The sequence below is a fragment of the Erythrobacter sp. JB1-7 genome (assembly GCF_057365015.1).
This window is the reverse complement of record NZ_CP200291.1, coordinates 2497751-2521942: the sequence shown is the minus strand read 5'-3', so window position 1 is coordinate 2521942 and position 24192 is coordinate 2497751. Positions and strand designations below refer to the sequence as shown.

The 24192-nt window shown below is 59.1% G+C and carries 23 protein-coding genes; 10 read left to right on the top strand and 13 right to left on the bottom strand.

Annotated features, from left to right (window positions below):
* Window positions 1–25 precede the first annotated feature (25 nt).
* Window positions 26–2602 (bottom strand): ATP-dependent chaperone ClpB, encoded by a 2577-nt coding sequence (gene clpB, locus AC0V6W_RS12235; protein WP_486150358.1) that lies wholly within the window; start codon window positions 2600–2602, stop codon window positions 26–28.
* A 233-nt stretch (window positions 2603–2835) separates the two neighbouring features.
* On the opposite strand from clpB, the gene AC0V6W_RS12230 reads away from it, so the two are divergent.
* From AC0V6W_RS12230 to AC0V6W_RS12220, 3 genes are all read left to right on the top strand, one after another.
* Window positions 2836–5085, top strand: a complete 2250-nt coding sequence (locus tag AC0V6W_RS12230) for an acylase (RefSeq protein WP_486150356.1) — start codon at window positions 2836–2838, stop codon at window positions 5083–5085.
* Between the two features lie 144 nt (window positions 5086–5229).
* Complete coding sequence (locus AC0V6W_RS12225; protein WP_486150354.1) at window positions 5230–8118, top strand: M16 family metallopeptidase; 2889 nt, start codon at window positions 5230–5232, stop codon at window positions 8116–8118.
* Between the two features lie 228 nt (window positions 8119–8346).
* Window positions 8347–8646 (top strand): hypothetical protein, encoded by a 300-nt coding sequence (locus tag AC0V6W_RS12220; protein WP_486150352.1) that lies wholly within the window; start codon window positions 8347–8349, stop codon window positions 8644–8646.
* A gap of 94 nt (window positions 8647–8740) precedes the next feature.
* On the opposite strand, the gene AC0V6W_RS12215 is transcribed toward AC0V6W_RS12220, so the two are convergent.
* Both AC0V6W_RS12215 and AC0V6W_RS12210 read right to left on the bottom strand, forming a co-directional pair.
* On the bottom strand, window positions 8741–9298 hold the full coding sequence (locus AC0V6W_RS12215; protein ID WP_486150350.1) for a hypothetical protein: 558 nt from the start codon (window positions 9296–9298) through the stop codon (window positions 8741–8743).
* Between the two features lie 126 nt (window positions 9299–9424).
* Window positions 9425–10165 (bottom strand): OmpA family protein, encoded by a 741-nt coding sequence (locus AC0V6W_RS12210; RefSeq protein ID WP_486150348.1) that lies wholly within the window; start codon window positions 10163–10165, stop codon window positions 9425–9427.
* A 305-nt stretch (window positions 10166–10470) separates the two neighbouring features.
* On the opposite strand from AC0V6W_RS12210, the gene AC0V6W_RS12205 reads away from it, so the two are divergent.
* Together AC0V6W_RS12205 and AC0V6W_RS12200 are read left to right on the top strand one after the other, a co-directional pair.
* Window positions 10471–11211: a hypothetical protein gene (locus AC0V6W_RS12205; protein ID WP_486150346.1), complete on the top strand. Its 741-nt coding sequence runs from the start codon at window positions 10471–10473 to the stop codon at window positions 11209–11211.
* A complete protein-coding gene (locus tag AC0V6W_RS12200; RefSeq protein WP_486150344.1) occupies window positions 11192–12253 on the top strand; it encodes a hypothetical protein in 1062 nt (353 codons plus the stop codon). Before AC0V6W_RS12205 ends, AC0V6W_RS12200 begins: the two co-directional genes overlap by 20 nt.
* 26 nt (window positions 12254–12279) lie before the next feature.
* Here AC0V6W_RS12200 and gatB read toward each other — a convergent pair whose 3' ends face one another.
* The 6 genes from gatB to rpsU all read right to left on the bottom strand — a co-directional run bounded on the left by gatB (window position 12280) and on the right by rpsU (window position 17114).
* Window positions 12280–13791, bottom strand: coding sequence for an Asp-tRNA(Asn)/Glu-tRNA(Gln) amidotransferase subunit GatB (gene gatB / locus AC0V6W_RS12195; protein ID WP_486151613.1), 1512 nt, complete (start codon window positions 13789–13791; stop codon window positions 12280–12282).
* Between the two features lie 96 nt (window positions 13792–13887).
* Entirely contained in the window at window positions 13888–14046 is a 159-nt protein-coding gene (locus AC0V6W_RS12190) for a hypothetical protein (RefSeq protein ID WP_486150342.1), read from the bottom strand.
* Between the two features lie 122 nt (window positions 14047–14168).
* Entirely contained in the window at window positions 14169–15650 is a 1482-nt protein-coding gene (gatA, locus tag AC0V6W_RS12185) for an Asp-tRNA(Asn)/Glu-tRNA(Gln) amidotransferase subunit GatA (RefSeq protein ID WP_486150340.1), read from the bottom strand.
* Between the two features lie 116 nt (window positions 15651–15766).
* Window positions 15767–16069, bottom strand: coding sequence for an Asp-tRNA(Asn)/Glu-tRNA(Gln) amidotransferase subunit GatC (gene gatC, locus AC0V6W_RS12180; RefSeq protein WP_486150338.1), 303 nt, complete (start codon window positions 16067–16069; stop codon window positions 15767–15769).
* A gap of 44 nt (window positions 16070–16113) precedes the next feature.
* Window positions 16114–16776 carry an FKBP-type peptidyl-prolyl cis-trans isomerase gene (locus tag AC0V6W_RS12175; protein ID WP_486150336.1) on the bottom strand — a complete coding sequence of 221 codons (663 nt, stop codon included), beginning with the start codon at window positions 16774–16776 and terminating at the stop codon, window positions 16114–16116.
* 131 nt (window positions 16777–16907) lie between these two features.
* Entirely contained in the window at window positions 16908–17114 is a 207-nt protein-coding gene (gene rpsU / locus AC0V6W_RS12170; protein WP_006834591.1) for a 30S ribosomal protein S21, read from the bottom strand.
* Window positions 17115–17341: 227 nt separating this feature from the next.
* Between rpsU and crcB the strand changes: the two genes are divergently transcribed.
* Genes crcB through AC0V6W_RS12145 form a run of 5 tightly spaced genes read left to right on the top strand, consistent with a single transcriptional unit; the run spans window position 17342 to window position 20544 of the window.
* Window positions 17342–17749: a fluoride efflux transporter CrcB gene (gene crcB / locus AC0V6W_RS12165; protein ID WP_486150334.1), complete on the top strand. Its 408-nt coding sequence runs from the start codon at window positions 17342–17344 to the stop codon at window positions 17747–17749.
* Window positions 17746–18930, top strand: a complete 1185-nt coding sequence (locus AC0V6W_RS12160; RefSeq protein WP_486150332.1) for an RluA family pseudouridine synthase — start codon at window positions 17746–17748, stop codon at window positions 18928–18930. The genes crcB and AC0V6W_RS12160 overlap by 4 nt, the downstream gene beginning before the upstream one ends.
* The gene (locus AC0V6W_RS12155) at window positions 18927–19589 is read left to right on the top strand and encodes an HAD-IA family hydrolase (protein WP_486150330.1); all 663 of its coding nucleotides are present in this window, start codon (window positions 18927–18929) and stop codon (window positions 19587–19589) included. Before AC0V6W_RS12160 ends, AC0V6W_RS12155 begins: the two co-directional genes overlap by 4 nt.
* Window positions 19586–19852, top strand: coding sequence for a hypothetical protein (locus AC0V6W_RS12150; RefSeq protein ID WP_486150328.1), 267 nt, complete (start codon window positions 19586–19588; stop codon window positions 19850–19852). Before AC0V6W_RS12155 ends, AC0V6W_RS12150 begins: the two co-directional genes overlap by 4 nt.
* Entirely contained in the window at window positions 19849–20544 is a 696-nt protein-coding gene (locus AC0V6W_RS12145) for an ATP12 family chaperone protein (RefSeq protein ID WP_486150326.1), read from the top strand. The genes AC0V6W_RS12150 and AC0V6W_RS12145 overlap by 4 nt, the downstream gene beginning before the upstream one ends.
* A 24-nt stretch (window positions 20545–20568) precedes the next feature.
* Here the strand turns inward: AC0V6W_RS12145 and AC0V6W_RS12140 are convergent, their stop codons facing one another.
* From AC0V6W_RS12140 to AC0V6W_RS12125, 4 genes are all read right to left on the bottom strand, one after another.
* Complete coding sequence (locus tag AC0V6W_RS12140) at window positions 20569–21195, bottom strand: ABC-type transport auxiliary lipoprotein family protein (protein ID WP_486150324.1); 627 nt, start codon at window positions 21193–21195, stop codon at window positions 20569–20571.
* Window positions 21196–22170 (bottom strand): MlaD family protein, encoded by a 975-nt coding sequence (locus tag AC0V6W_RS12135; RefSeq protein ID WP_486150322.1) that lies wholly within the window; start codon window positions 22168–22170, stop codon window positions 21196–21198.
* A gap of 65 nt (window positions 22171–22235) precedes the next feature.
* The gene (locus AC0V6W_RS12130; protein ID WP_486150320.1) at window positions 22236–23057 is read right to left on the bottom strand and encodes an ABC transporter ATP-binding protein; all 822 of its coding nucleotides are present in this window, start codon (window positions 23055–23057) and stop codon (window positions 22236–22238) included.
* Between the two features lie 3 nt (window positions 23058–23060).
* Complete coding sequence (locus AC0V6W_RS12125; protein WP_486150318.1) at window positions 23061–24173, bottom strand: MlaE family ABC transporter permease; 1113 nt, start codon at window positions 24171–24173, stop codon at window positions 23061–23063.
* Window positions 24174–24192: the final 19 nt, after the last annotated feature.

Below are 24192 nucleotides of genomic sequence, written 5' to 3'. Positions count from 1 at the left end.
TGCGAGAGAATCGGTTTTGCCCCGCTTACTTCGCGGTCATTTGCAATTCGCCATCGCCTTCATCAATCGCCAGCGTGGTGCCATCTGCCACTTTGCCTTCGAGCAGCATTTCAGCCAGCGGATCCTGCAAATATCGCTGCACCGCGCGCTTTAACGGACGCGCGCCATAGACAGGGTCATACCCCACCCGGCCAAGCCATCTGAGCGCCGCATCGGTCAGCTCCAGCGTGATCTTGCGATCATCCAGCAGCTTTTGCACACGCTTGACCTGGATCGCGACGATAGGCGCCATGTGCTCCATCGCGAGGCGGTGGAACAGGATGATCTCATCGAGCCGGTTGAGGAATTCGGGCCGGAAATGCCCGCGCACCACGTCCATCACGCTGTCCTCGACTTCCGCGACTTTGCCGTCATCGGGAAGGTTGGAGAGGAACTGGCTGCCCAGATTGGATGTGAGGATGATCAGTGTGTTCGAAAAATCGACCACTCTGCCCTGCCCATCAGTAAGACGACCATCATCAAGCACTTGGAGGAGCACGTTGAACACATCGGCGTGCGCTTTTTCCACCTCGTCAAACAGCACCACCTGATACGGACGGCGGCGCACGCTTTCGGTCAGCACGCCGCCCTCATCATAGCCGACATAGCCGGGAGGCGCACCGATCAGCCGGGCGACGGAGTGCTTCTCCATAAATTCCGACATATCGATGCGCACCATCGCGCTGTCATCATCGAACAGGAACCCGGCAAGCGCTTTGGTCAGTTCGGTTTTACCGACACCTGTTGGGCCGAGGAACAGGAAGCTGCCCAAGGGCCGCCCCGGATCCTGCAATCCAGCGCGCGCGCGGCGGACGGCCTTTGACACCGCTTCGATAGCAGCGCTTTGGCCGATGACGCGTTTGCCGAGGATGTTCTCCATATCGAGCAGTTTCTCGCGCTCGCCTTCCATCATCTTATCAACGGGAATGCCGGTCCAGCGCGAGACAACGCTGGCGATATCTTCTTCGGTCACTTCCTCGCGCAAAAGCGCATCATCATTCAGGCTCTCTGCTTCTTCGAGCTGCTTTTCGAGGCTGGGGATGGTGCCGTATGAAAGCTCGCCCGCTTTGGCGAGATCGCCATTCCGTTCGGCCTGCTCCAATTCCAGCCGCGCGGCATCAAGCTGCTCTTTGATCTTGCCTTCTGCGTCGATCTTGTCGCGTTCATTCTGCCAGCGCGTGGTGAGTTCGGAGGATTCCTGCTCAAGGTTCGCCAGTTCCTCACGCAATGTAGCGAGCCGATCCCGCGAGGCGCGGTCATCCTCTTTTTCAAGCGCGCTCTCTTCAATCTTCAGCTGGATGATCCGGCGATCAAGCTCGTCGATTTCTTCAGGCTTGCTCTCCACTTCCATCCGGATGCGGCTGGCTGCCTCGTCCATAAGGTCGATGGCTTTATCGGGCAGGAAACGGTTCTGGATATAACGGTCGGACAATTTTGCCGCCGCGACAATAGAGCTGTCGGTGATGCGAACGCCGTGATGCAATTCATATTTATCCTTGATCCCGCGCAGGATGCTAATCGTATCCTCAACCGAAGGCTCTTCGATATAGACCGGCTGGAACCGGCGCTGGAGCGCGGGGTCTTTCTCGACATATTTCTGATATTCATCGAGCGTGGTGGCCCCGATGCAATGCAGCTCTCCGCGGCTGAGTGCAGGTTTGAGCAGGTTTGAGGCATCCATCGAGCCTTCAGACGCCCCTGCCCCAATCAGCGTGTGCATCTCGTCGATGAAGAGAATAATCTGCCCATCGGCATTCTTCACCTCATCAAGGACGGATTTCAAACGCTCTTCAAATTCGCCGCGATATTTCGCGCCCGCAATCAGCGAGCCCATATCGAGCGACATGAGCGTGCGGCCTTTCAGACTGTCGGGCACATCACCATTGGCAATACGCAGCGCGAGACCTTCGGCAATGGCGGTTTTACCCGTGCCGGGTTCGCCGATCATCGCAGGATTGTTTTTGGTGCGCCGAGCAAGGATCTGGATCGCGCGGCGGATTTCTTCATCGCGCCCGATCACTGGATCAAGCTTACCATCGCGCGCGGCCTGCGTCAGATCGCGCGCGAATTTCTCCATTGCATCATAAGAGCTTTCGGCATTCGCGCTGTCAGCGGTGCGCCCGCCGCGCAGAGCCTCAATCGCTGCGTTCAAAGTTTGCGGCGTAATGCTGGCCGCTTTCATCGCCTCGCCAGCTGCGCCGGGAGCCATGGCGAGCGCTGTCAAAATGCGCTCCACCGCGACATAGCTGTCGCCTGCCTTATCGGCGAGCTGTTCAGCGCTGTCGAGCACGCGCACGGCATCATTATCAAGACCCGGCGTTTGCTGCGCGCCGCCGCCTGTCACCGCTGGGATTTTCGCAAGACCATCATCGACAGCACTGACGGCCAGCGCCGTTTCACCGCCCGCGCGCTGGATCAGGCCAGCGGCCATGCCTTCTTCATCCTCAAGCAGCGCTTTCAGCAAATGCAGCGGCGTGATGCGTTGATGGTTCATACGAATGGCGACCGTTTGCGCCGATTGCAGGAACCCTTTCGCGCGGTCGGTGAACTTTTCGAGATTCATGGATAGAGACCCCTCATGTGACTTTCCTGGCCTATATAGTGTTGCCCATTTGCAACACAAGGCCTTTCCTGATTCTTCTCTCGCGTGTATTTCATCAACCAAGCCGCAACCAAGCCGCAAGCATGCCGCAAGCATGCCGGTGTGTTACTCAACTAGGTGGGTGACGAAGGCCCGCTTGCCAAGGGGGCAATCCATCGGCACACCCCGGCGCATAAAAGGTTCAGGAGAGATTGATGCGAACATGGCTTGCACGCGGCGCGGCAGCGCTGGTGGTGATTGCGATTGGCGTGTTCGTCGCGCTGGCCACGTGGGAGCCGTTCTTTGCCGAGGAAGCCTCCTATTCACCCGAAAGCTGGACCGAATACCAAGCCGAGATCATCCGCGATGAATACGGCGTGCCGCATATTTACGGCAAGACCGATGCCGATGTCGCCTTTGGCGTAGCGATTGCCCATGCGGAGGATGATTTTTTCACTCTTCAGGATGTGATCGCGATGTCACGCGGGCGCTACGGAGCCATCGCTGGGCAGGATGGCGCAGAATTCGATTATGTCTACCACCTGCTCGATGCGCGCGGCACGGCGCAGCGCAAATATCAGGGCCTGCCCGGTGACACGCGCGCTTTGTTCGAAGCCTATGCGAGCGGGCTGAACCAATATGCTGAGGAGAACCCGCAAGAGCTGAAACTCGGCAATCTCTTTCCCGTGAACGGCGAGGATGTTGCCGCCGGATTTGTTCTGCGCCAACCGTTCTTCTTCGGCCTTGGCAATGTGATCGGTCCGCTGGTGGCAGGCGAACCACTCCAGCGCGAATTTGGCCCGGACATTCCGGGATTTCCGCGCGGTGATACCCCAAGAGAGGCCCCGTCGCCCGATCAGGCCAATGTGCTCCATCCACTGCCCATGGGCGAAGATGCCGCGCTGCTGGGTTCCAATGCCTGGGCAGTCACACCTGAACGATCCGGCGGGCCAACCACGCTTATCTCCAATTCGCACCAACCGCTTCGCGGCGGGGTCGCGTGGTATGAATTCAGCGTGGAAAGCGAAGAAGGCTGGCATTTCACCGGCGCCAATTTCCCCGGATCGCCTTTCCCATTCCTCGGCCACAATGAACATCTGGGCTGGACCAACACAGTCAACCGCCCCGACATGACTGATATCTACAAGCTCGAAGTCAGCGAAGCGGGCACGCGGTACAAGTTGGACGGCGAATGGCGCGATCTGGAGCGCAAGACCGTAACACTTCCAGTAAAGTTTGGCCCCGTTATTCTTCCCATCCGGCGCGAAGTGCTTCGCAGCGCCCATGGCCCCGTGATCCAGAACGATGATGGCTATTTCGCGGTCCGATATGGCGGAATAGACAATGTCGATCAGCTTGATGCCTATTACCGGATAAACAAGGCGAAAACGCTGGATGAATGGCAGGCGCAAATGGCGCGCATGGCGATCCCTTCGACCAATTTCATCTATGCCGACAAGGAAGGCAATATCGCCTATCTCTACAATGCCAGCATCCCTGACCGGCCCGAAGATGTAAAGGCCAATTGGCGCGGCATACTGGATGGCACCCGCTCTGATCTGATCTGGCAAGGCGCGGTGTCTTATGAAGAGATACCCAAGCTCATCAATCCGGCATCTGGCTGGATCTACAACGCCAACAATGAACCTTACACCGCAGCAGGCGAAGGCAGCGATTTGTTGCCCGAGGATTTCTCACCTGTTTTGGGAATCGAGCGCAAGCAGACCAACCGGTCACGCCGCGCCTATAAGCTGATGAGCGCTGTCACAGGCCCGCTGGACCGCGCGGCGCTCGAGCAGATCAAATACGACACTGCCTATGAACGCGAAGGCTATATTGCGCGGCTGTTTGATGAGTTGGAAGCGCTGTCCTTCCCGCCGCGTATGAAAGATGCAGGGCCAAGCGGTGGACAGGTGCAAAAGGCCCGGGATCTGCTGCTGAAGTGGGATTTTACCGCTGATGGAGAAGGCCGCGCTGATGCGCTGGCCTATCTGATGATCCGTGATTTCATGTCGTCAGAATATCAGAACCGCCAATGGCCTGATGTCGGCGAAAAACTGGGCGATGCAGCCGGTCATTTGATGGAGCATTTCGGCAGGCTCGACCCGCCATTGTCGGATCTTGTCCGCCTGCGCCAAGGGGACGTTGACCTGCCCTTGGACGGCGGATCAGACACTTTGCGCGCCGCCACCACCTGGGAGATTGACCCCGATGGCCGCGCCAGCCTCGTTCACGGCGACAGCTTTATCCAATGGGTCGAATGGCCCGCACCGGGCAGCGATGGCGGGCGGGTTTTCTCCCGCTCTATCCAGCCATTCGGCGCTGCCACCACCCGGCCCAAAAGCCCGCATTACACCGATCAGATGCAGCTGTTTGTCGATCACAAGCTTAAGCCTGTGTATTTCTGGCGCGATGATGTGCTGGCCGCGGCAAAGACGCGCAAAACCGTCACCAATGCACGCTGAACTTTGCGCAGCCCGCTTTTCATTCATCGACGTGACAGCGCCGTTTGTCGATGGCACACACCGCCCCCTTGACCCGGCGCGCGCGATGCGCTCGCACGGCATCAACCATTCCACCCGTCTCGCAGAACGGAGCCTAGACCACTCATGACTTTCCCATCAGCTTTTAAATCCGCTGGCAAAGCCGCCACCAGCCTGACCGCGCTCGCTGCCGCCATCGCATTGCCCGCTACGCCCGCTTTGGCTGACCACCACAGCGAAACGCCAGCTGAGGCGGCCAATGATGCGGCCACGGGCGACCTTGCGCAGCTGGTTCAGCAAGTCGCCATCCCCTTTGACCGGTTCGAGCTTGAAAATGGCCTCACCGTGATTGTGCACGAAGACCGCAAAGCACCAATCGTTGGCGTGGCCGTGTGGTATAATGTCGGCTCCAAGGACGAACCCGAAGGGCAGACCGGATTTGCCCATCTGTTTGAACACCTGATGTTCAATGGCTCTGAAAACGCGCCCAATGACTATTTCCAATACCTTCAGGAAATGGGCGCGACCGATTACAACGGCACCACCAATTTTGACCGAACCAATTATTTCCAAACCGTCCCCCGCCCCGCATTGGAGCGCGCGCTTTGGCTGGAAAGCGACCGGATGGGGTATCTGCTGGGCGCAGTCACGCAGGAAAAGCTCGATAACCAGCGCGGCGTTGTCCAGAACGAAAAACGCCAGGGCGATAACCGTCCCGGCGGGCTCGTCTTCTATGAAATCATCGACAAGCTGTATGGCGAAGGGCACCCTTACGGCCATTCAGTGATCGGTTCGATGGCTGATCTTGATGCGGCCAGCATGGATGATGTGCGCAATTGGTTCCGCGACAAATACGGCCCCAACAATGCAACTCTGGTGCTCGCAGGCGATGTGTCGGGCGAAGAAGCGCGTCCGCTCGTTGAAAAATGGTTCGGAGCCATCAAAAGCGGCCCTGTCAACACGCCAGCAGCGGCGACGATTGCGCCTCTGGCCGAGCCATCGCGCACGATCATGAAAGATCAGGTGGCGGCCACGCGGCTTACCAAATATTGGCCTGCCCCCGGCAGCAATGATCCCGATGCCTTCGCGCTGGATATGGGCGCGACCGTTTTGGGCGGACTGATTTCTAGCCGCCTTGATCAAGTGCTGGTGCGCGAAGAAGAACTCGCCGTCAGCGTCTTTGCTGGCCATGCCGATTTTCAGCGTGTTGGCTGGCTGTCGGTTGGCGCGGTTGTGAAACCGGGTGTTGATGTCGCTGTTCTCGAAGCGCGGCTGGATGAACTGATTGCCGATTACCTTGCCACAGGCCCGACGCGCGATGAATTGCAGCGGGCCGCGACCAGCCGTCTTTCGAGCACCATTCGCGGCCTTGAACAAGTCGGCGGTTTCGGCGGCAAAGCGGTGACTTTGGCGCGCGGCGAAGTGCTTTCGGATGATCCGGCCTATTACGCCAAGCAATTGAACGCCATCGCCGCGATGACACCAGACAAAGTGCGCACCGCTTTGAGCAAATGGATGGATCAACCCGCTTTCACTCTCGTGCTCGAAAAAGGGGAGCGCGGCGAATATGAAGAGGCCGCCAGCGTCGAAGCTGCAGCCGATGCGCCCGATGCCTCAGAGGCGGCAGACAGCACGCTGACCGTTTCGCTTGAGCGCCCCGCACCGCCGATTGACACGGTGCCCGCGCTCGATTTCCCTGATGTCGAACGCGCCACTTTGGCCAATGGGATGAAAGTCACCTATGCGCGCCGCGATGCGGTGCCTGCAACCTATGTCACTATGGAATTTGACGCGGGCAATGCAGCCGATCCTGCTGGCAAGACCGGGCTTGAAGACCTGACTTTGGCTCTGTTTGACGAGGGCACTTCCACTCTAACCTCGCAGCAGATCGCCGAAGAACGCGAGCGCCTCGGCGTCAGCATTTCAATTGGCGGTTCGTCTGACCGGTCCAGCTTCACGCTGTCAGCGCTGTCGGCAAAGCTTGCCCCATCGCTTGATCTTATGTCGGACATTGTCCGCAACCCAGCGTTTGATCCGCAAGAACTTGAGCGGGTGCGCACGCAGACCCTGACCGGGATCAAGCAGCAATTGCGCGATCCCGCCAGCATCGCGCAGCGCACCATCGCGCCAGAGATTTTCGGCGAAGGCACCGCCTATGGTTCAGTTGCCAGCCTTGAAACCGTTGGCGCGATCACGCGCGATGATCTGCTGGCGTTCAAACAGGCATGGATAAGACCCGATAATGGCGAAGTTTTCGTCATTTCCGACCAGCCGCTCGCCGCAATTGTCGATGCTCTCAACGCAGCATTTGGCGATTGGAGCGCCCCTGATGCGCCCAAGGGAGCCAAAAGCTTTACCGCGCAAGATAAAGCCGCTGGCGAGACAGGCCGCATCATTCTCGTCAATCGTCCTGATAGCCCGCAAAGCCGGATTGTCGGTGCGCAATTGACCAAGCTGAATGCAGGCGATCCTGGTTACGTCGATTTCACCAATGCCAACAATTCACTGGGCGGCACGTTTCTCGCGCGGCTCAATATGAACCTGCGGGAGACCAAGGGATGGAGTTACGGCGTGCGCGGCGGGCCGCAGGCGCGTGAAAACGCGGTAACCTATTCGATCCGCGGCGGAGTGCAGGCCGATAAGACGGGCGCTTCGATCGCCGAAATGATTCGCGAAACACAAGAATTCCTCACCACCAGCGGCGTAAGCGAGGAAGAACTCGCGCGCAATGTCGCGGCTGAAGTGGGCGAATTGCCGGGACGTTTCGAAACATCAGGCGCGGTTCTGGGCGCGCTGCGCAGCAACGCTCAATTTGGCCGCCCGGATGATTATTACGAGACGCTGGTTGCCAAATATCAGGCGCAAACCCGCGAAAGCCTGGATACAGCGGCGCGCGATGTGCTCGACACAGATGAATTTATCTGGGTCGTTGTGGGCGATGCAGAGCAAGTCAAACCGCAGCTTGAAACGCTTGGCATGCCGATTGAGGTGCGCGAATTGCCCGAAACGGAGTGAGGAAGCGCATCTGGCCGCAAAAAGCTGCTCATATGTGACGTTACGGCTTTGGCAGGGCACGCATTGGCCTTGCCGGAACGCCGCAATGCCGCCCGTGATTGTGGTTGATAGCAGGCCGCACACGTGCCAGAAACAAAGCTGAGTTTCACGGGCGGTATCGTCCGCATCGCTCGGCAAAACAAACTGCGGAAACGGGCCAATGCCCGCCGCTTACCCAAGGAGATAATCATGTCTGTTGCAGGAACGTACAACACCACCGTCAAAAGCCCGATGGGCGATCAAACCGGCACTCTCACCATTGTTGACAATGGCGATGGCACTGTCGGCGGCAAGATGGAAGGCGGCATGGGATCGATGGATATCGAAGAAGGCACCGTGGCTGGCGATACCGTCAAATGGAAAATGAACATGACTGTCCCGATGCCGATGACGCTCGATTGCGAAGCCACTGTCGATGGTGACACCATCACCGGCAATGTAAACGCAGGCGCATTTGGCGCAATGCCAGTGACCGGCACACGCGTCTAAGCTTCGCATTAAACGCATAAGAAAAGGCCGCCCGGTGCAATCCGGGCGGCCTTTTTGTTGTGCTGATTGCGCCTGATGCGCAGGCTTTGCCGGGCTATGAAAGGCCCTTGGGCGGCGCTTTCATAGCGAATTTCGCAGCATGTTCTTCATCCTTGCCGGCAGCAAGCAAAGCGGCTTGATCGACCCAATTGTCCCGGTCAATCCGGCCTTTGATTTTGAGGTACTGATCAACCTCGGCCACATCCGCCGCGCTCCACGCTGCGATCTGGTCAAACCGTTTGACCCCCAGCGAATGGCACAAATCATTCAGCTTTGGCCCGATCCCTTTGATCCGGGTGAGATCATCAGCCGCGCCAACAGCCGCTGCGATCTTGGGCTTGCCCTCTTCGGCCTGCACGGGCGCTGCGGCCATAACGGGCGCTGGCGCGGGTTCAGGAGCGGGTTCGGGCTTTGGCTCAACCGCAACCGGTTCCGGCTCAGGTGGCGGTGGTGGTGGTGGCGGTGGCGGTGGCGGTGGCGGCGCAGTGCGCACCGGCTCCGCTTCTGCCTCAGCGCCAGCCGAAAGCCGCGCCCAAATCCACCAGCCTGTTGCAAATCCGATGACCAAAGCGGCCAGCATACGCAGCGGGTTATCCATAAACAGTTCAATCATTTTCCAAACCCTCCCGCTTTCAATTCCGGCCCCAGATCAGCCATGCAAGGCCAACCCCGACTAAGAACATCGCGATCACAAGGATCCAGCTTTCAAAAAACAATCCCATACTATTCGCTCCCCCTTTTACTCGTCTGACGCGAGCGTAAATTCGATTCGACGATTGGCTTCGTTTGCGCCGTCACCTTCGACGAGAGGCTGGTCTGATCCATACCCTTTCGCCGTAATGCGCGCCTCGCCCACTCCGCGTTCAGCCAGAGCGGCGGCGACAGCATCGGCGCGCGCCTGGCTCAAGGTTTGGTTGATCTGCGCCGAACCTGTCGCATCGGTATGGCCGCCAACGGCAACGCTCATCCCTGTGCATGCGGTAAGCTTTTCAGCCAGACCATCCACGATCGCAAGCGAGCTGTCAGGCAAATAGGCGCTGCCCGAACGGAAATTGATCGTCTTTCCGTCCATGAAAGCATCAATATCGCCTTGGCAGTCTGCAACCTGCGCGGCGCTTGCACCGCTGACAGCATCAGCATCGCTTGCGGCAGAGGGTGTTTCATTTGCGCTTTTGTCGCCGCCCGCCAAGGCGGCGCCATCAGCCCAGCGCACTCCCGCCAGATTGGCATCGCTCGCCATGAGAGCTTTTTCGATTTTCGCCCGCTCAGCCGGGTCATCCACGCCGCGCAGCACCGCAACGCGCGCCAAAGGGTCGCGTTGCATTGCCATTTCAACGCCGTCAAAGCCGCCTGCCGTCAGCGCCGCTTTGGTATCGCTTTCAATCCCATCAATATAGCTTGCGCCCGATGCAGCGTGCGTGCCCCATGCAAGGCAGGTCGCCAGCGCCGCGCCAATCGCGAATTTCACTGTTCCATTCATGAGTTACTCCCCCGTGATCCGTACTTAGGCTCGCAAAGGATGTGGTAAACGGCAAGTAAATTCTTATGCCGTGCCGCAGGGCTGGCACCGCGCCCGGCAATGGCGGGGAAGCCTTGATCGCCTGCCCGCACCTTGCTTTTACTGCTTTGCCGGGCGGCCCCATATTCCCTTAAGTCCATTCTTTGATCGCTCAAAATTGTGCAAGTAACCCATTGAAAGCGATCAATCTCTTATGCTAGCCAATTCAGACCGGAGGGTATCCGGCCGATCGTAGAATCTGTTTGAAATTGAATTTGGGGCGGGAAATGAAAACGAAATTCGTGATTTTGTGCGCGGCTGCGCATGCATGCCTGGCGATGCCTGCGATGGCACAGGATAGCGCGGTAGACGCGGCAAAGGCCGCGGAAGAAGCTGCAGAAGCGGTGGCAGATGCAGCCGCAGACAAAATGATTGCTGATGCGGACGCGGCGGCCTCGGATGCCATTGCAGCGGCGGAAAAACCCGCCGTGTGCGAACTGCACATCTACCCCACCATCGAAGGGCAAGCGCAGAATATCGGTCTGTTCGGCCCCGGCCTCATCAACGAAGCCATCAACAAGGACAAGAACGTCTCGAACGCGGAATATATGCGCGAAGCGCTCAGCCCGCGTTTTCAGGTGGAGGCGTTCCAGTCCATTGATGTCGCTGATGCAGTCGGCATGCCAGAAGGCACTGAGGTGATCTATCAGGTGCCCATTGCAGACCGAGATATCACGACCAAAGTCAAAACCCGGCTCAGCGACAGCACGCATGAATGCTATGCCGAATTGATCGTCACGCAGAACCTTTATCAGAAAAAGATGATCTATGGCCGGTCGCTCAACAACCGGTTTATCTTCAAGGATTTCCGCGGCGGCGTTGAAAAGGCGCGGCTGATCAAAGGGCGCGGCGGCAATGGCCTGTCAAAATTCCCGCCCAAAACCGTAGAAGACCGTCCCGAAGCGGATGCGGATTTGCGGCAAGCTTTGCTGGCGAACTTCGAAGAATATGCCAAGCGTTTCAAGTAAGCGGCGAGCTATAGCCGCGCGCCTCGCGATCTGCGCGTTTGCGGCCAGCGGGGTTGCTGCCAGTTATATTCAGCCTGCTATCGCCCGGCCTGCGGCGGCGCAGGCTGAATACTTCATCGCTGAAAGTGACCGCACGGTTGAACCTGCACGGCCCGCAGCGATTATCCTTGCGCAGGAGGAGCTTGCGACCAGCATTGAACTGGGCCGTATCCTTGTAGGCGAAGGCGGCTTGCTTGGCGCTCTGACTGATCGCACACCCGAAACGCTCGCCCAAAACGCAGCGGTAAAGGCACACCGATTTGCAAAGCCTCTGCGCGGCGCGCTGGCCGGTTTTGATGCTGGCCCGCTTGCTTTGTCTGCCACCGATCAGGCGCTGGCCGAGGTGATCTGGTTCGCTGAGCCGCCGACGCAGGTTCTGTCGGGCACATCCATGGCGCTCACATCGGGCGATCCTGCCGCGATTGATGGCGACAGCACGGTCAGCATGACATTCGCCATGGGGTCATTCGATGAAGAGGCGAATGACACGGTTGGCGCGCTCACTTGGGATAAGGAACGCGAGCGGCTAGAGGCGCAATTTGCCGCCACCCATCCGCAGGCAAGCGAAATTGCGGTGCTCAGCTGGCGGTATCAATTGTCCGCAGACTTCACCAATATCCAGGTGATCGTGGATGTCGCCATCCGCAAACCCGGCACGGCTGCGCGGATATACAAGCAGCAATTGCTCAGCATCGTAAAGCTTCGCCGCCCCAGTTTTGTAGAGGAAGACAACGTGGCGATCTGGGCGGCCAATGATGGCGCTTTGGCTCGCACCGCGATTGAAATGGCGTTTGAGCGTGCAGGCGAAGTGCTGCCGTCGATCCTGTCGCTAACGGGCGCGCAATACGCTGCGGCGACCGACAAGAAAAGCGATGTGACTGCCACGGCAGCCGGCTTTCACGGGCCGCAATTGCTGCGCGATGAAAAGGGCGCTGTCTTCCATGCGCGCGACGGCGATCAGCGCCTGCGCGCCTTTGTCGCGGTGCAGACGATCCGCAATTGATCGCCTGCGGGGCGGATAGCGCGGGGTTAGCCCAGCTTATCTTTAAGCAATTGGTTCACAACGCCCGGGTTCGCTTTGCCTTGCATCGCTTTCATGGTCTGACCAACGAAAAAGCCGAACAGCTTGTCCTTGCCGCCTTTATATTGCTCAACCTTGTCGGCGTTGCTGGCCAGGATATCGTCAATCGCCGCCTCAATCGCGCCCGTGTCTGAGACCTGTTTCAGCCCCTCTGTGTCAGCAATTTCATCGGGTTCGCGGCCTGTCCTTAGAACCAGTTCAAAGATTTCCTTGGCCTGCTTGCCGCTGATTTCGCCTTTGTCCTGCATCGCGAGGATCGCTGCCTGACGCTCTGCCGTGGCGCGCGCGGGGTCGGTTTCTTCCGGGAAATTTTCGCGCGCCGATTTAATCACACCGGGAGCCACCGAAAGCGCCCAATTGGCAACCTGCGTTGCAACTTTGGTTTCCGGTTTGCCCATTGCAGCCGCGACCGTTCCCAGCAGCGTTTCAAACCGCGCAAAGGTTTCCACTTCGGCAGTCAGCTCGCGCGCGTTGTAAGGCGTGAGGCCCAGCTCCTGCTCATACCGCACCCGCTTGGCATCGGGCAGTTCGGGAAGGCTGGCGCGGCATTCGGCGAGGAAGTCATCTTCGAGCACCAGCGGCAACAGATCAGGATCGGGGAAATAGCGATAATCATGCGCGTCTTCCTTGGACCGCATGGTGCGCGTGGTGCCGGTCGCAACATCGAACAGGCGCGTTTCCTGGTCAACGCTGCCGCCGCTTTCAATCAGATCAACCTGCCGCGCGGCCTCATATTCGATCACCGCCATAACGAAGCGGACCGAGTTCACGTTCTTGGTTTCGGTGCGCGTGCCAAGCTCGCTGTCACCCACCTTGCGCACAGAGACGTTCACATCTGCGCGCATGGAGCCTTCCTCCATATTGCCATCGCAGCTGCCGACATAGCGCAGGATAGAGCGCAATTTGCGCACATAAGCGCCCGCTTCGGCTGGCGATGTCATATCGGGGCGCGAGACGATCTCCATCAAGGCAACGCCCGAGCGGTTGAGGTCGACATAGGACATGGTGGGATGCTGATCGTGCATCAGCTTGCCCGCATCTTGCTCCACATGGATACGCTCAATCCCGATCACTTTGTCTTCGGGGATACCGTGTTTTTCATCCGCCTCGATCAGCAATTGTCCTTCGCCCACAATCGGATGGTAAAGTTGGCTGATTTGGTAGCCTTGCGGCAAATCGGCATAGAAGTAGTTCTTGCGGTCAAAACGCGACCACGCATTGATCTCAGCCTCAATCGCCATACCGGTGCGCACGGCCTGACGGATGCATTCGCGGTTGGGCACGGGCAGCATTCCGGGCATGGCCGCATCGACCAGAGAAACCTGAGAATTGGGTTCTGCGCCAAAAGTGGTGGACGCGCCGGAGAACAATTTTGACCGGGTGGTGATCTGCGCATGCACTTCAAGGCCGATCACGACCTCCCATTCACCGGTTTGCCCTTGGATGCGGTATTCAGTCATTTTCTCTACTCTCACGTCATCCCAGCGAAAGCTGGGATCTGTTTCCACTGGCCCTGTACCTGCCGATACCGATCCCAGCTTTCGCTGGGATGACGGCTAAAGTTTTGTCTCATCCTCATCAGGCAGCTGTTCACCCGTCTCGCTGTCAAAGCGCGCTTCGCCAGCGTCGATCGTTTTGGAAAGATACATCGCAAACCCCGCCAAAAGGACGAAGCACACCATGAATATGGTCGCGTAGATGATCTCTCCGGTCATCGGCTTACCGAATGCCCTCTCCGTTCGCCCTGAGCTTGTCGAAGGGCCGTCCTTCTTTTGCACACAGGGCGCCCAAAAAGAGCGGTGCTTCGACAAGCTCAGCACGAACGGAATTGTGTGTGTCACCACCACTTCTCCGGCGCCGCTTCAAACCCCGCGCGCTGCTGGATCGCCAAGCTAGCATCCAGCACACCCTGCTCATCAAAAGCCTTGCCCACCAGTTGCAAGCCCAACGGCAAACCATCGGGGTTCACGCCAGCAGGCACGCTCATCGCAGGAAGGCCGGCCAAGGACGCAGGCACCGCAAACACATCGTTCAGATACATCGTCAGCGGGTCATCATTGAGACTGCCCAGCGGGAACGAAGCTGTCGGCGTTGTCGGGGCAAGGATCAAGTCGCAATCCTCCCATGCCCGGTCAAAATCGCGAGCCACCAATGCGCGCACCTTTTGCGCCTGCGTGTAATAGGCATCGTAAAAGCCAGCCGACAGCACATAGGTGCCGATCAGAATGCGGCGTTTTACCTCATCACCAAAACCGGCGGCGCGCGTTGCGGCGTACATGTCCTGCAGGCCAGCACCCTCTGGCAGATCGCGCAGACCATACCGCACCCCGTCATAGCGGGCGAGGTTGGATGACGCCTCGGCAGGGGCGATGATATAGTAAGCGGGCAGCGCGTATTTGGTGTGCGGCAGCGAGATATCGACAATCGTCGCGCCTGCATCTTCCAGCATCGCCTTGCCCTGTTCCCAGCTTTCCAGAATGGCGGCATCGGTGCCGTCCATCCGGTATTCCTTGGGAATGCCAATGCGCTTGCCTTTAAGGTCCGCTGACAAGGCAGCTTCCCAATCGGGCACCGCGATATCAAGCGAGGTCGCATCCTTGGGATCGTGCCCGGCCATTGCGCCCAGCATAATCGCGCAATCCTCCACCGAACGCGCCATCGGCCCTGCCTGATCGAGCGAGGACGCAAACGCCACCACGCCCCAACGCGAACAGCGCCCGTAAGTCGGCTTGATCCCGCAAATTCCGGCAAAGGCAGCGGGCTGGCGGATCGAACCGCCTGTATCCGTGCCCGTGGCCGCAGGTGCAATGCGCGCAGAAACCGCGCTCGAAGAACCGCCCGAAGACCCGCCGGGCGACATCGCCGCATTCGAACCCTCCTTGCGCCAAGGCGAGTTCACATTGCCGAAATAGCTCGTCTCGTTCGAGGAACCCATGGCGAACTGGTCCAGGTTCAGCTTGCCCAGCATCCCAGCGCCCGCATCCCACAGATTTTGCGAGACGGTGCTTTCATATTGCGGGGTGAACCCTTCAAGGATGTGGCTGGCCGCGGTGGTTTGCACGCCGGTGGTGGCGAACAGGTCTTTCATGCCAATCGGCACGCCGCCCATTGCGCCCAATGCCTCGCCTTTGGCGCGTTTGGCATCGACCGCATCCGCGCTGGCAAGCGCGTGATCCGGGGTCGCGACGATGAAGGCGTTCAAAGCGCTGGCCGCTTCGACCGCCGCATTGAAGCTTTCAGCAACCTCGCGCGCGGTGAAATCGCCGCCGGCCACTCCATCGCGGATATCTTTTACACCGAGTTCAGTTAGGTCAGTCATACATCCAAAACCGTTCGTGCTGAGCTTGTCGAAGCACCGCTCTTTTTTCTGAGCGCAGCACATGAAGTTAAGTACGGCCCTTCGACAAGCTCAGGGCAAACGGGAAACTGGTTAGTCTATTCAATCACCTTGGGCACGCCGTAAAATCCGTGTTCAGCCGCAGGCGCATTGACGAGCACGTCGTCGCGCCGCCCGCCGCCGGTTTTCGGATCAGCATCCACCACATCATCGCGCAAAGTCAGCTTGTCAGCGATCACGGCCGCCATCGGCTCAACTTCGCTCACGTCAACTTCGCCCAATTGTTCGACCCAATTGAGAATATTGTTCAATTCCGGCACCATCCGTTCAAGCTCGGTATCATCCATAGTGATCCGCGCGAGCTTGGCGATTTTGGCGACGTCTTTCTTGTCTACCGACACAATTGCGCCTTTCGATAGGAAGTTACGGTCTAAGTAAGGCCGGTTTACGGACCCGGTGAACGCACAGCAGGACCAGCAGGCGGCGGCCCCTGCGGTGCACCTTGCGGCGGGGGACCACCCTGCGGGCCGCCTTGCGGGCCTCCTTGTGGACCTCCGGGGCCGCCCAAACCTTCGGGGTTCTGCGCCTGAATGGCCTGCTGCATAATGCTGATGCGGCTTTGCAATTGTTCTTCATTGAAGAAATCAACCACTTCAACATCGAAAATCAGATCGGCATTGGCAGGGATGTCGCTTCCCGGAGGGGGCGATGCGCCATAGGCCATGCTGGCGGGGATGAAGAGCTTGTATTTGCCGCCCTTTTGCATCTGCAGGAGACCTTCGAAAAAGCCATCCACCACTGCGCCTTTGCGAATTTCGAACGCGGTGCCTTCGGGGAAAATGCCGGGGATCGGCAATTGCTCAGGCTTCCATTTGTCAAATTCTTCGCCCGTATCGGCCAAAGTGCCGGTGTATTTCACAAAAGCCAGATCACCTTCTTCGATCAGGTCGCCCTCGCCCTCAACCAGCGTTTCCACTTTAAGCGTCTTGGGAACCGCTGCCCACGCGACTGCACCGCCGATCAGCACCGCCAGAAGCACGCCAAGCCACAATTTGGTGAGCGATCCGCTGGCAATGGGCTGGATCGGAACGCGGGTAACTTCTGCCATTATACAATCCTGGTGAGGGGTGATGCCTGGTGAGGGGTGATGCGCCATAACAAAAGGGCGCGGAATGATACCGCGCCCTAATGGCTTATCCTAAAGGAGCGTTCAAGCGGATTCCCGCCCAAACCGAGGCATTATTTGATGCCGTCGCGCTCCATCCGCTTACGCTCAAGCTTGCGTGCGCGGCGCACGGCAGCAGCTTTTTCACGAGCGCGCTTTTCGCTGGGCTTTTCATAGTGACGACGCAATTTCATCTCGCGATAGACGCCTTCACGCTGAAGTTTCTTCTTCAGAGCGCGCAGGGCTTGATCGACATTGTTATCGCGAACCATGATTTGCATAAACGGACACTACCTTACTTTTCAAAAGCGAAAGAGGCCCCAAATTGCGAGGCATCACGCATGAGATTGACGCTAAAAAAGCCGCGAATCCCCGCAGGGTCGCGCTTCGAATGGTGCCCCATTAAGGGACTTGGGGCGATTTGGCAAGGAGCAGCGCCAATCAATTGCCGCGCGCGCTGTATTCCTTGCTCTAGGCAGGGCGAGTGCGCCTCGCTAAAGGCGCAAGGATGAGCGTCGCTATCCAATCTCCACTTATCGCATCGGCCTATGTCGCCATGGGCGGCGCTGCAGGCGCAGTTGCGCGCTATCTTCTGGGCGGCGCTATTGCCCGCTGGACGGGGCCGGAGGCCGGCTTTCCCTGGGCAACCCTGTGCATGAATGTGCTGGGCAGTCTGGCAATGGGAGTGCTGATTGGCTGGCTCGCGCGCTTTGGCGAAAGCGCTGAGAATGTGCGCCTTGCTGTGGGCGTGGGTCTGCTGGGCGGGTTCACCACTTTTAGCGCCTTCAGCCTCGAAATTGTGGTTTTGCTGCAACGCGGAGCCTTTGGACCGGCGGCGGCTTATACTGCGGTATCGGTGCTTGGCGGCATCGCGGCCTTGATGCTGGGCTTTGCCCTTATGGGAGAAGCTCCATGACTGATAAACAATCAGACAAAGTGCGCCAGTTCACCGTTTCCGGCGATGATGAGGGCATTCGGCTTGATCGCTGGTTCAAACGCAACCTGCCGCAGATCGGTTTTGCCACCATATCGCGCTGGGCGCGCACGGGTCAGGTGCGCCTCGATGGCAAACGCGCAAAGCCCGAAGATCGCCTTGCTGCAGGCCAGGTTTTGCGGGTGCCCCCCGGCGGAGAAGCCAAGCCCGGCGGCAAGGCCCCGCGCAAACCGCGCGAGCTTTCCGCTGACGATATCGCCCAGGCGCGCGCCATGGTGATCCGCGAAACGCCATCCGCGATTGTGCTGAACAAGCCCCCCGGCCTTGCCACCCAAGGCGGCAGCAAACAAACCCGGCATGTCGACGGGCTGCTCGATGCTTTTGTCGAAGACGAAGACACACCCCGCCCCCGCCTCGTTCACCGGTTGGACAAAGACACATCGGGCGTGCTGCTGATTGCCAAAACCCCCGGCAGCGCGGCGAGCTATTCCAAACGCTTTGCCGGACGCAGCGCGCGCAAAGTGTATTGGGCGCTGGTCGTGGGGCGGCCTGAGGTAAAGGAAGGCACAATCGATGCTCCGCTGGCCAAACAGCCGGGCACGGGCGGCGAAAAAATGCATGTCGATGAAGAAGACGGCGCGCCAGCCAAGACCCGTTACCGAATTGTGGACCGCGCCTCTGACCGCGCGAGCTGGGTTGAGCTTGAACCGCTGACCGGGCGCACGCACCAATTGCGCGTGCATATGGCTGCCATCGGCCATCCGATTGTGGGCGACGGGAAATATGGCGGCCCAGATGCGTTCCTGACAGGCGCGATCAGCCGCAAAATGCACTTGCATGCGCGCCGCCTGATTATTGGGACACCCGAACGCAAAACCGGCAGCGAAACGGGCGGCGGCAAGCTGGATGTGACCGCAGACCTGCCCGAACATTTCGCCGCCTCGATGGAGGCTTTGGGCTTTGACCCTGCTGACAGCGATGCCTCACCCGTGCGCGATGAAGCGCCTGAACGCACGCCTGCGCAAAAGAAACAGGCCGCGCGCCAATATGCCAAGCAATATCGCAAAGACCGCCGAGGCGAGCGCCGCACCCGCGCGACGTCCGCCGGGTCAGCGAGGAAGAAAGCCAAGGCCAAAGCCAAGCCCAAGGGTCGCGGCAAATGACCCGCCTTGCCATTTTTGATTGCGATGGGACGCTGGTGGATGGGCAGGCGGATGTGTGCTTTTCGATGGATGCGGCATTTAAAAAGGCTGGCCTGCCCGCGCCCGATGCCAATGCCGTGCGCCGTCTGGTGGGGCTGAGCCTGCCTGTCGCGGTGCGCGAACTTGCACCGGGCGCAGATGATCAAAAACTGCGCGATGTTGTCACCCATTTCAAAACGATCTTCCGCGCCCGCCGCGAAGAAGGGCTCCTTGATGAGCCGCTTTATGATGGCATTGCAGACCTGCTCCATGCTTTAAAATCCGCCGGATGGAACCTTGCGGTGGCGACCGGCAAATCGGACCGGGGCCTTGCCGCGTGCCTTGCAACCCACGGCATCGCCGAACTGTTTACGTCGCTGCAAACCGCGGATCGTCACCCTTCCAAACCCCATCCCGCCATGATCGAAGCGGCTTTGTTCGAAGCCGGCGCGCAGCCGGGCCAAGCGGTGATGATTGGCGACACCAGTTTCGATATGGAAGCCGCGCGCGCTGCCAATGTGCCTGCCATCGGGGTCGCATGGGGCTATCACGCGCCAGCTGAATTGAGCGAATTTGGTGCGGAGCAGATTGCACGCAATGTAAGCGAATTGGGCGAAATGCTGCTGGGGGCCAAAGCATGAGCGCGCCTGATCCTGTGATACGGGAGGCCGATGAGAAGCGCGCCGACGAAAAGCGTGCAGGCCAGCGATTTGCGTTGATGAACGCGCTGCGGTTTGGTTCGCTTATCGCTGTCATGGCGGGCATTGCCGGGGCGCAAAACGCGATCCCGCTGCCCTATGCCCTTTCCGTCATTCTCGCCTTGGTAGGCGTTGCCGGGTTCTTCTTTGGCCCGCCGCTTTTGGCCCGGCGGTTTAAGGCGGCGGATGCGCTGCGCAGACCATGAAACGGTTTTACACAAACGTTGATGTCGCGCAGGCTGAGAGCGGCTGGCAGGTGCAGCTTGACGGGCGCGGGATCAAAACCGTCAAAGGCAGCGCGCAGATCGTGCCGACCCGCAGGCTTGCGGGCAAACTGGCGAGCGAATGGGAAAGCCAGGGCGAAAAACTGGACCCTGCCACCTTTCCAATGCGCGATATGGCCGATTACGCAATTGACGTGGTGGCGCATTCCATTGCCGATATCGCCGCCAAAACGGCCCGCTATGGCGACACCGACACGCTGCTTTACCGCGCGGACCCGGATGAAGCGCTTTACAGCCGCCAGATGGAGCTGTGGGAGCCGATTGTCACCGCATTCGAGAAACGCGAGCAGATCACTCTCACCCGGATCAGCGGGGTTGTGCACAAACCGCAGAGCGATGCCGCTTTGACGCATCTGCGTGGGCGTTTGGAGGGGCAGACCCCATTTGCGCTTGCCGGGATTGAGGCGATGGCGAGCCTTAGTGCATCCTTGATCTGCGCGCTGAGCGCGGCTGATGGCGCTTTAGACCCAGGCGATCTGTGGCAAGCGGCAAGCCTCGAAGAAGAATGGCAGGCGGATCTGTGGGGCCGCGATGAGGAAGCGGAAGAACGCCGCGAAAAACGCGCACGCGATTTTTTAACCGCGCATGGTTTTGTGGAGGCCTCGAAAGGGTGAAACTGCCCTGTTTTCAGACGCGCTTTAAGGCGTAGCCGCAATCCACTCTGCCACATCGCCCGCGACCGTGTTGGCCGTGCGGTTCAGCGCATCGCCAACCGCTCCCGGCTCTGGCAGGATATTCTCCTCGCGCGCTTCGAACCTTTGCGCAACCACTTCGCCATCGGGTTTTGAGATCACCGCATCAAACTGCACGATCACCGTAGAGCTCTGCGCATCATAGCCCATTTCGCGCAAAGTCCCGCGCACAATGCGGCCCGCCAAAAGCGGCGTGTCATCGGTATCGAGCACCAGCGCGCCGGTTTTGGCGCGCAAAGTTTCGCCCAGCAATCGCCGGAACAACCGCGCAGGTCGTTCGACCCAGGTGGCGCCTTGTAGATAAGCGATTTCGGTGTCGGTCACCGCAACCGGCACGCGCAGTACGTCCAATTTTGCAGGCGTTTCGGGCACCAGCACAGCCAGCGATCCGATATTGGCTTCCCCGCCAGCGCGAGCAGCCACACCGATGGGAGCAGTATCATCAGCACGCAATGTCAAAAGGCTGGTGGGCGGTTCTGCGCTGCCCCCCACGCCGACGCTGACACAGCCTGCCAGCATAAGCGCTATCAAACCCGCAGCGCCTGCGCGCGCACCCTTCCAAGCATCCATCATCTAGCGGTCCTTTTCCGGGTCGTAATCGGGCGGGTCGTAATCGGGCAATGTCTGGCCGCCCACGAGCGAGCCGATGCCTTGGCTTTCAAGCCGTTCGGTGATCGTTCGCAAACTGCGCGATGTCGTGCGCAAATCCTGCAAGGTCGCCTCTGCCGCTGGCAAAGTTGTCTCTCGCAATGCGCGCGCAGCTGGCCGCGTGTCTTCCAAAGTCGCCGCAAGCGATGCAGCAGCCTGATTGGCCGAAGCAAGCGTACCGCGCAGTTCTGCGGACAGGGCTGATCCTTCTTCGTTGAGCAATTTATCGGTTGTGAGCGTGACTTTCTCAAAAGCATCAAGCGCTTCGCCCGATTCCTTCAAAGCAATTTCAAGTTCGGCAAAAGTGCCTTCCAATCGCGGGGCAGCCTCTGCAAGTTCCTTAGTCAAGGTATTGGAATTCTTCAAAATTCCCGCCAGCTCTTCCTGATTTTCAGGACCGAGGATGACATTCAATTGTTCGGTCAAAGTCGCCAGCCGTTCGAGCAGCAAAGGCGCGTTTGCGACAATCTCACCAAATCCGCCGCGTCCGGCAGGGATTAACGGGCGGCCTTCGGGGCATGCGGTTGTCTCGCATGAAATTGCAGGCGCATCCTTGCGCGCGCCATCCAGCAAAATGGTCGATACGCCGGTAAAGCTCGCCTGAATGGTGGCAGTGGTGCCCACCAGAATGGGCACATCGTTTTTAACCTTCACCCGCACGCGCACGAATTCAGGATTGTCCTGCGACAAGGCGATTTCCGCCACTTGCCCCACGGGAACGCCAGCAAAGGCCACTTGCGATCCATTGGCAAGTCCCGAAACGCTTTGCGCGAACAGGATATCGTATTCGCGTTGATCGCCCTGACCCAGCCGAGCAATCCACACGATAAACGCCGCCAGCGCCGCCAGCAGAACCAGCGTCACAACGCCAACCCAAAGGTGATTTGCCCGCGTTTCCATCTAGCCTCCTATGAACGGGGTAACCCGCGTCTGTCCATGGCCTGCTTGGTGTAAGCCACCATCTATCACGCATCTTCCCCGCGATCATGCGTCGCCAGCGCAGCGCGCCCGCGCGGACCGTTGAAGTAATCCTCAATCCAGGGATGGCGCGTGGCAATCAATTCAGGAATGGTGCCCACCGCAATCACACGTTTGTCCGCCAGCACCGCCACCCGGTCACAAATTTCATACAGCGTATCAAGGTCGTGCGTGATGAGAAACACGGTGAGGCCCAGCGTCTCTTTCAGTTCACGCGTTTGCCGGTCAAATGCGGCAGCGCCAATCGGGTCCAGCCCGGCGGTAGGTTCATCCAGAAACAGCAATTCCGGATCCAGCGCCAGCGCCCGCGCAAGCCCGGCGCGTTTCTTCATCCCGCCTGACAGCTCGGATGGATATTTGGCGATCGCTTCTTCGGGAAGGCCGGATAACAGCACTTTGTAGCGCGCAATCTCGCGCCGCAATGTGTCGCTGATTTCGGGATAAAACTGGCGCAAAGGCACTTCGACATTTTCGCCCACGGTCAGTGTTGAGAACAGCGCGCCGCCCTGAAACAACACGCCCCAGCGCCGCCGCACACCGATCTTCTTGTCCAGATCAACCGCTGTGATGGTGCGGCCAAACACATCAATCCGCCCCTCAGTTGGTCGTTGCAGCCCGATAATAGAGCGCATCAGCACCGATTTGCCCGTGCCCGATCCGCCGACTACGCCCAGAATTTCGCCCCGGCGCACCTCCAGATCAAGCCCTTCGTGAACGGCAAAATCGCCAAAGCGATTGACCAGCCCTTCGACGACAATCGGCGGCTCATCACAGAAACGTTCATGCGCGTTGGCGGGATCATCATGCATGGCTCAACCCCATCCGATCTCGGTGAAGAACACCGCGAAAAAGGCATCAAGCACAATGACGGCAAAGATGGCCGAGACGACCGCATAAGTGGTTCGCCTGCCCACTTCTTCCGAATTCCCTTTGACCTGCATGCCGTGATAACAGCCCGCCAGCCCCACGATCAGGCCGAAAACGGGCGCTTTGATAAGGCCAACCCACACATCGTGCGCAGGGACAACTTCCTGTATCCGTTCAAGAAAAGTGAAAAACGGAATGCCAAGCGCAAACTGGCCGATCACCGCCCCGCCCAAAATGCCGACGATAGAGGCATAAAAGCCCAGCAGCACCATCATCAAGGTGCAAGCGAGAATGCGCGGGATCACCAGCCGTTCAATCGGCGAGATACCGATAGTGCGCATCGCGTCCACTTCTTCGGTCAGGCGCATGGTGCCGATCTGCGCAGCAAAGGCGCTGCCAGAACGGCCGGCGACCATGATCGCGGTCATCAAAACGCCCAACTCGCGCAAGGTGATGCGGCCAACGAGGTTCACCGTCAGCGTTTCTGCGCCAAATTGCGACAATTGCACCGCGCCTTGCTGCGCGATGACGATGCCGATCAAAAAGCTCATCAGGCCGATAATGGGCAGCGCCGCGACCCCCACCAGCTCCATCTGGCGCACCAGTGGCCGCAAAGGAAAGCGTGAAGGGCGTGCGATCAGCGCGCCAAACCCGGCAACAATCGCACCGAGAAATCCAATAACACCCAGAAAGCCGGACCGGGCCGCATACAGCTTTTCGCCCAGCGACAGCGGCACCCGTTCCCATACGGGCACACGCTCGGGGCGAATATCGGCATTGCTCGATGCGCCCTCTACCGCGTCGAGCAGCCGCTGTGCCTGCGGGCTGGCGCCGGTGATTTGCGCCTGATGCAGCGCAGCAAGCCGGCATGTCAGCCACGCGCCAACCGTGTCAATTTCGTGGACATTGCCAAGGTCGATGGTGCTGATCGGTTGATCGATCCGGTTCAGCTCACCCTCAAGCTCGCCCACGCTGGACACCAGCAAAGCGCCGTGCATGCCAAGCTGCGCTGCCCCTGCCCCATCATCGGTGATGTCAAAATGCGCGGTCGCGTCCATCGCCGCCAGCTATGCGGTT

Excerpts from the sequence above, each read along its gene's own strand:
- gatB (WP_486151613.1), bottom strand. The coding sequence starts at position 13,791 with ATGACTGAATACCGCATCCAAGGGCAAACCGGTGAATGGGAGGTCGTG.
- AC0V6W_RS12155 (WP_486150330.1), top strand. The coding sequence starts at position 18,927 with ATGACCCGCCTTGCCATTTTTGATTGCGATGGGACGCTGGTGGATGGG.
- AC0V6W_RS12145 (WP_486150326.1), top strand. The coding sequence starts at position 19,849 with ATGAAACGGTTTTACACAAACGTTGATGTCGCGCAGGCTGAGAGCGGC.
- AC0V6W_RS12135 (WP_486150322.1), bottom strand. The coding sequence starts at position 22,170 with ATGGAAACGCGGGCAAATCACCTTTGGGTTGGCGTTGTGACGCTGGTT.
- AC0V6W_RS12130 (WP_486150320.1), bottom strand. The coding sequence starts at position 23,057 with ATGCATGATGATCCCGCCAACGCGCATGAACGTTTCTGTGATGAGCCG.
- AC0V6W_RS12230 (WP_486150356.1), top strand. The coding sequence starts at position 2,836 with ATGCGAACATGGCTTGCACGCGGCGCGGCAGCGCTGGTGGTGATTGCG.
- AC0V6W_RS12210 (WP_486150348.1), bottom strand. The coding sequence starts at position 10,165 with ATGAATGGAACAGTGAAATTCGCGATTGGCGCGGCGCTGGCGACCTGC.
- AC0V6W_RS12225 (WP_486150354.1), top strand. The coding sequence starts at position 5,230 with ATGACTTTCCCATCAGCTTTTAAATCCGCTGGCAAAGCCGCCACCAGC.
- clpB (WP_486150358.1), bottom strand. The coding sequence starts at position 2,602 with ATGAATCTCGAAAAGTTCACCGACCGCGCGAAAGGGTTCCTGCAATCG.
- AC0V6W_RS12205 (WP_486150346.1), top strand. The coding sequence starts at position 10,471 with ATGAAAACGAAATTCGTGATTTTGTGCGCGGCTGCGCATGCATGCCTG.
- AC0V6W_RS12220 (WP_486150352.1), top strand. The coding sequence starts at position 8,347 with ATGTCTGTTGCAGGAACGTACAACACCACCGTCAAAAGCCCGATGGGC.
- AC0V6W_RS12200 (WP_486150344.1), top strand. The coding sequence starts at position 11,192 with ATGCCAAGCGTTTCAAGTAAGCGGCGAGCTATAGCCGCGCGCCTCGCG.
- AC0V6W_RS12175 (WP_486150336.1), bottom strand. The coding sequence starts at position 16,776 with ATGGCAGAAGTTACCCGCGTTCCGATCCAGCCCATTGCCAGCGGATCG.
- gatA (WP_486150340.1), bottom strand. The coding sequence starts at position 15,650 with ATGACTGACCTAACTGAACTCGGTGTAAAAGATATCCGCGATGGAGTG.
- AC0V6W_RS12190 (WP_486150342.1), bottom strand. The coding sequence starts at position 14,046 with ATGACCGGAGAGATCATCTACGCGACCATATTCATGGTGTGCTTCGTC.
- AC0V6W_RS12215 (WP_486150350.1), bottom strand. The coding sequence starts at position 9,298 with ATGATTGAACTGTTTATGGATAACCCGCTGCGTATGCTGGCCGCTTTG.
- crcB (WP_486150334.1), top strand. The coding sequence starts at position 17,342 with ATGAGCGTCGCTATCCAATCTCCACTTATCGCATCGGCCTATGTCGCC.
- AC0V6W_RS12150 (WP_486150328.1), top strand. The coding sequence starts at position 19,586 with ATGAGCGCGCCTGATCCTGTGATACGGGAGGCCGATGAGAAGCGCGCC.
- AC0V6W_RS12140 (WP_486150324.1), bottom strand. The coding sequence starts at position 21,195 with ATGATGGATGCTTGGAAGGGTGCGCGCGCAGGCGCTGCGGGTTTGATA.
- AC0V6W_RS12125 (WP_486150318.1), bottom strand. The coding sequence starts at position 24,173 with ATGGACGCGACCGCGCATTTTGACATCACCGATGATGGGGCAGGGGCA.
- AC0V6W_RS12160 (WP_486150332.1), top strand. The coding sequence starts at position 17,746 with ATGACTGATAAACAATCAGACAAAGTGCGCCAGTTCACCGTTTCCGGC.
- rpsU (WP_006834591.1), bottom strand. The coding sequence starts at position 17,114 with ATGCAAATCATGGTTCGCGATAACAATGTCGATCAAGCCCTGCGCGCT.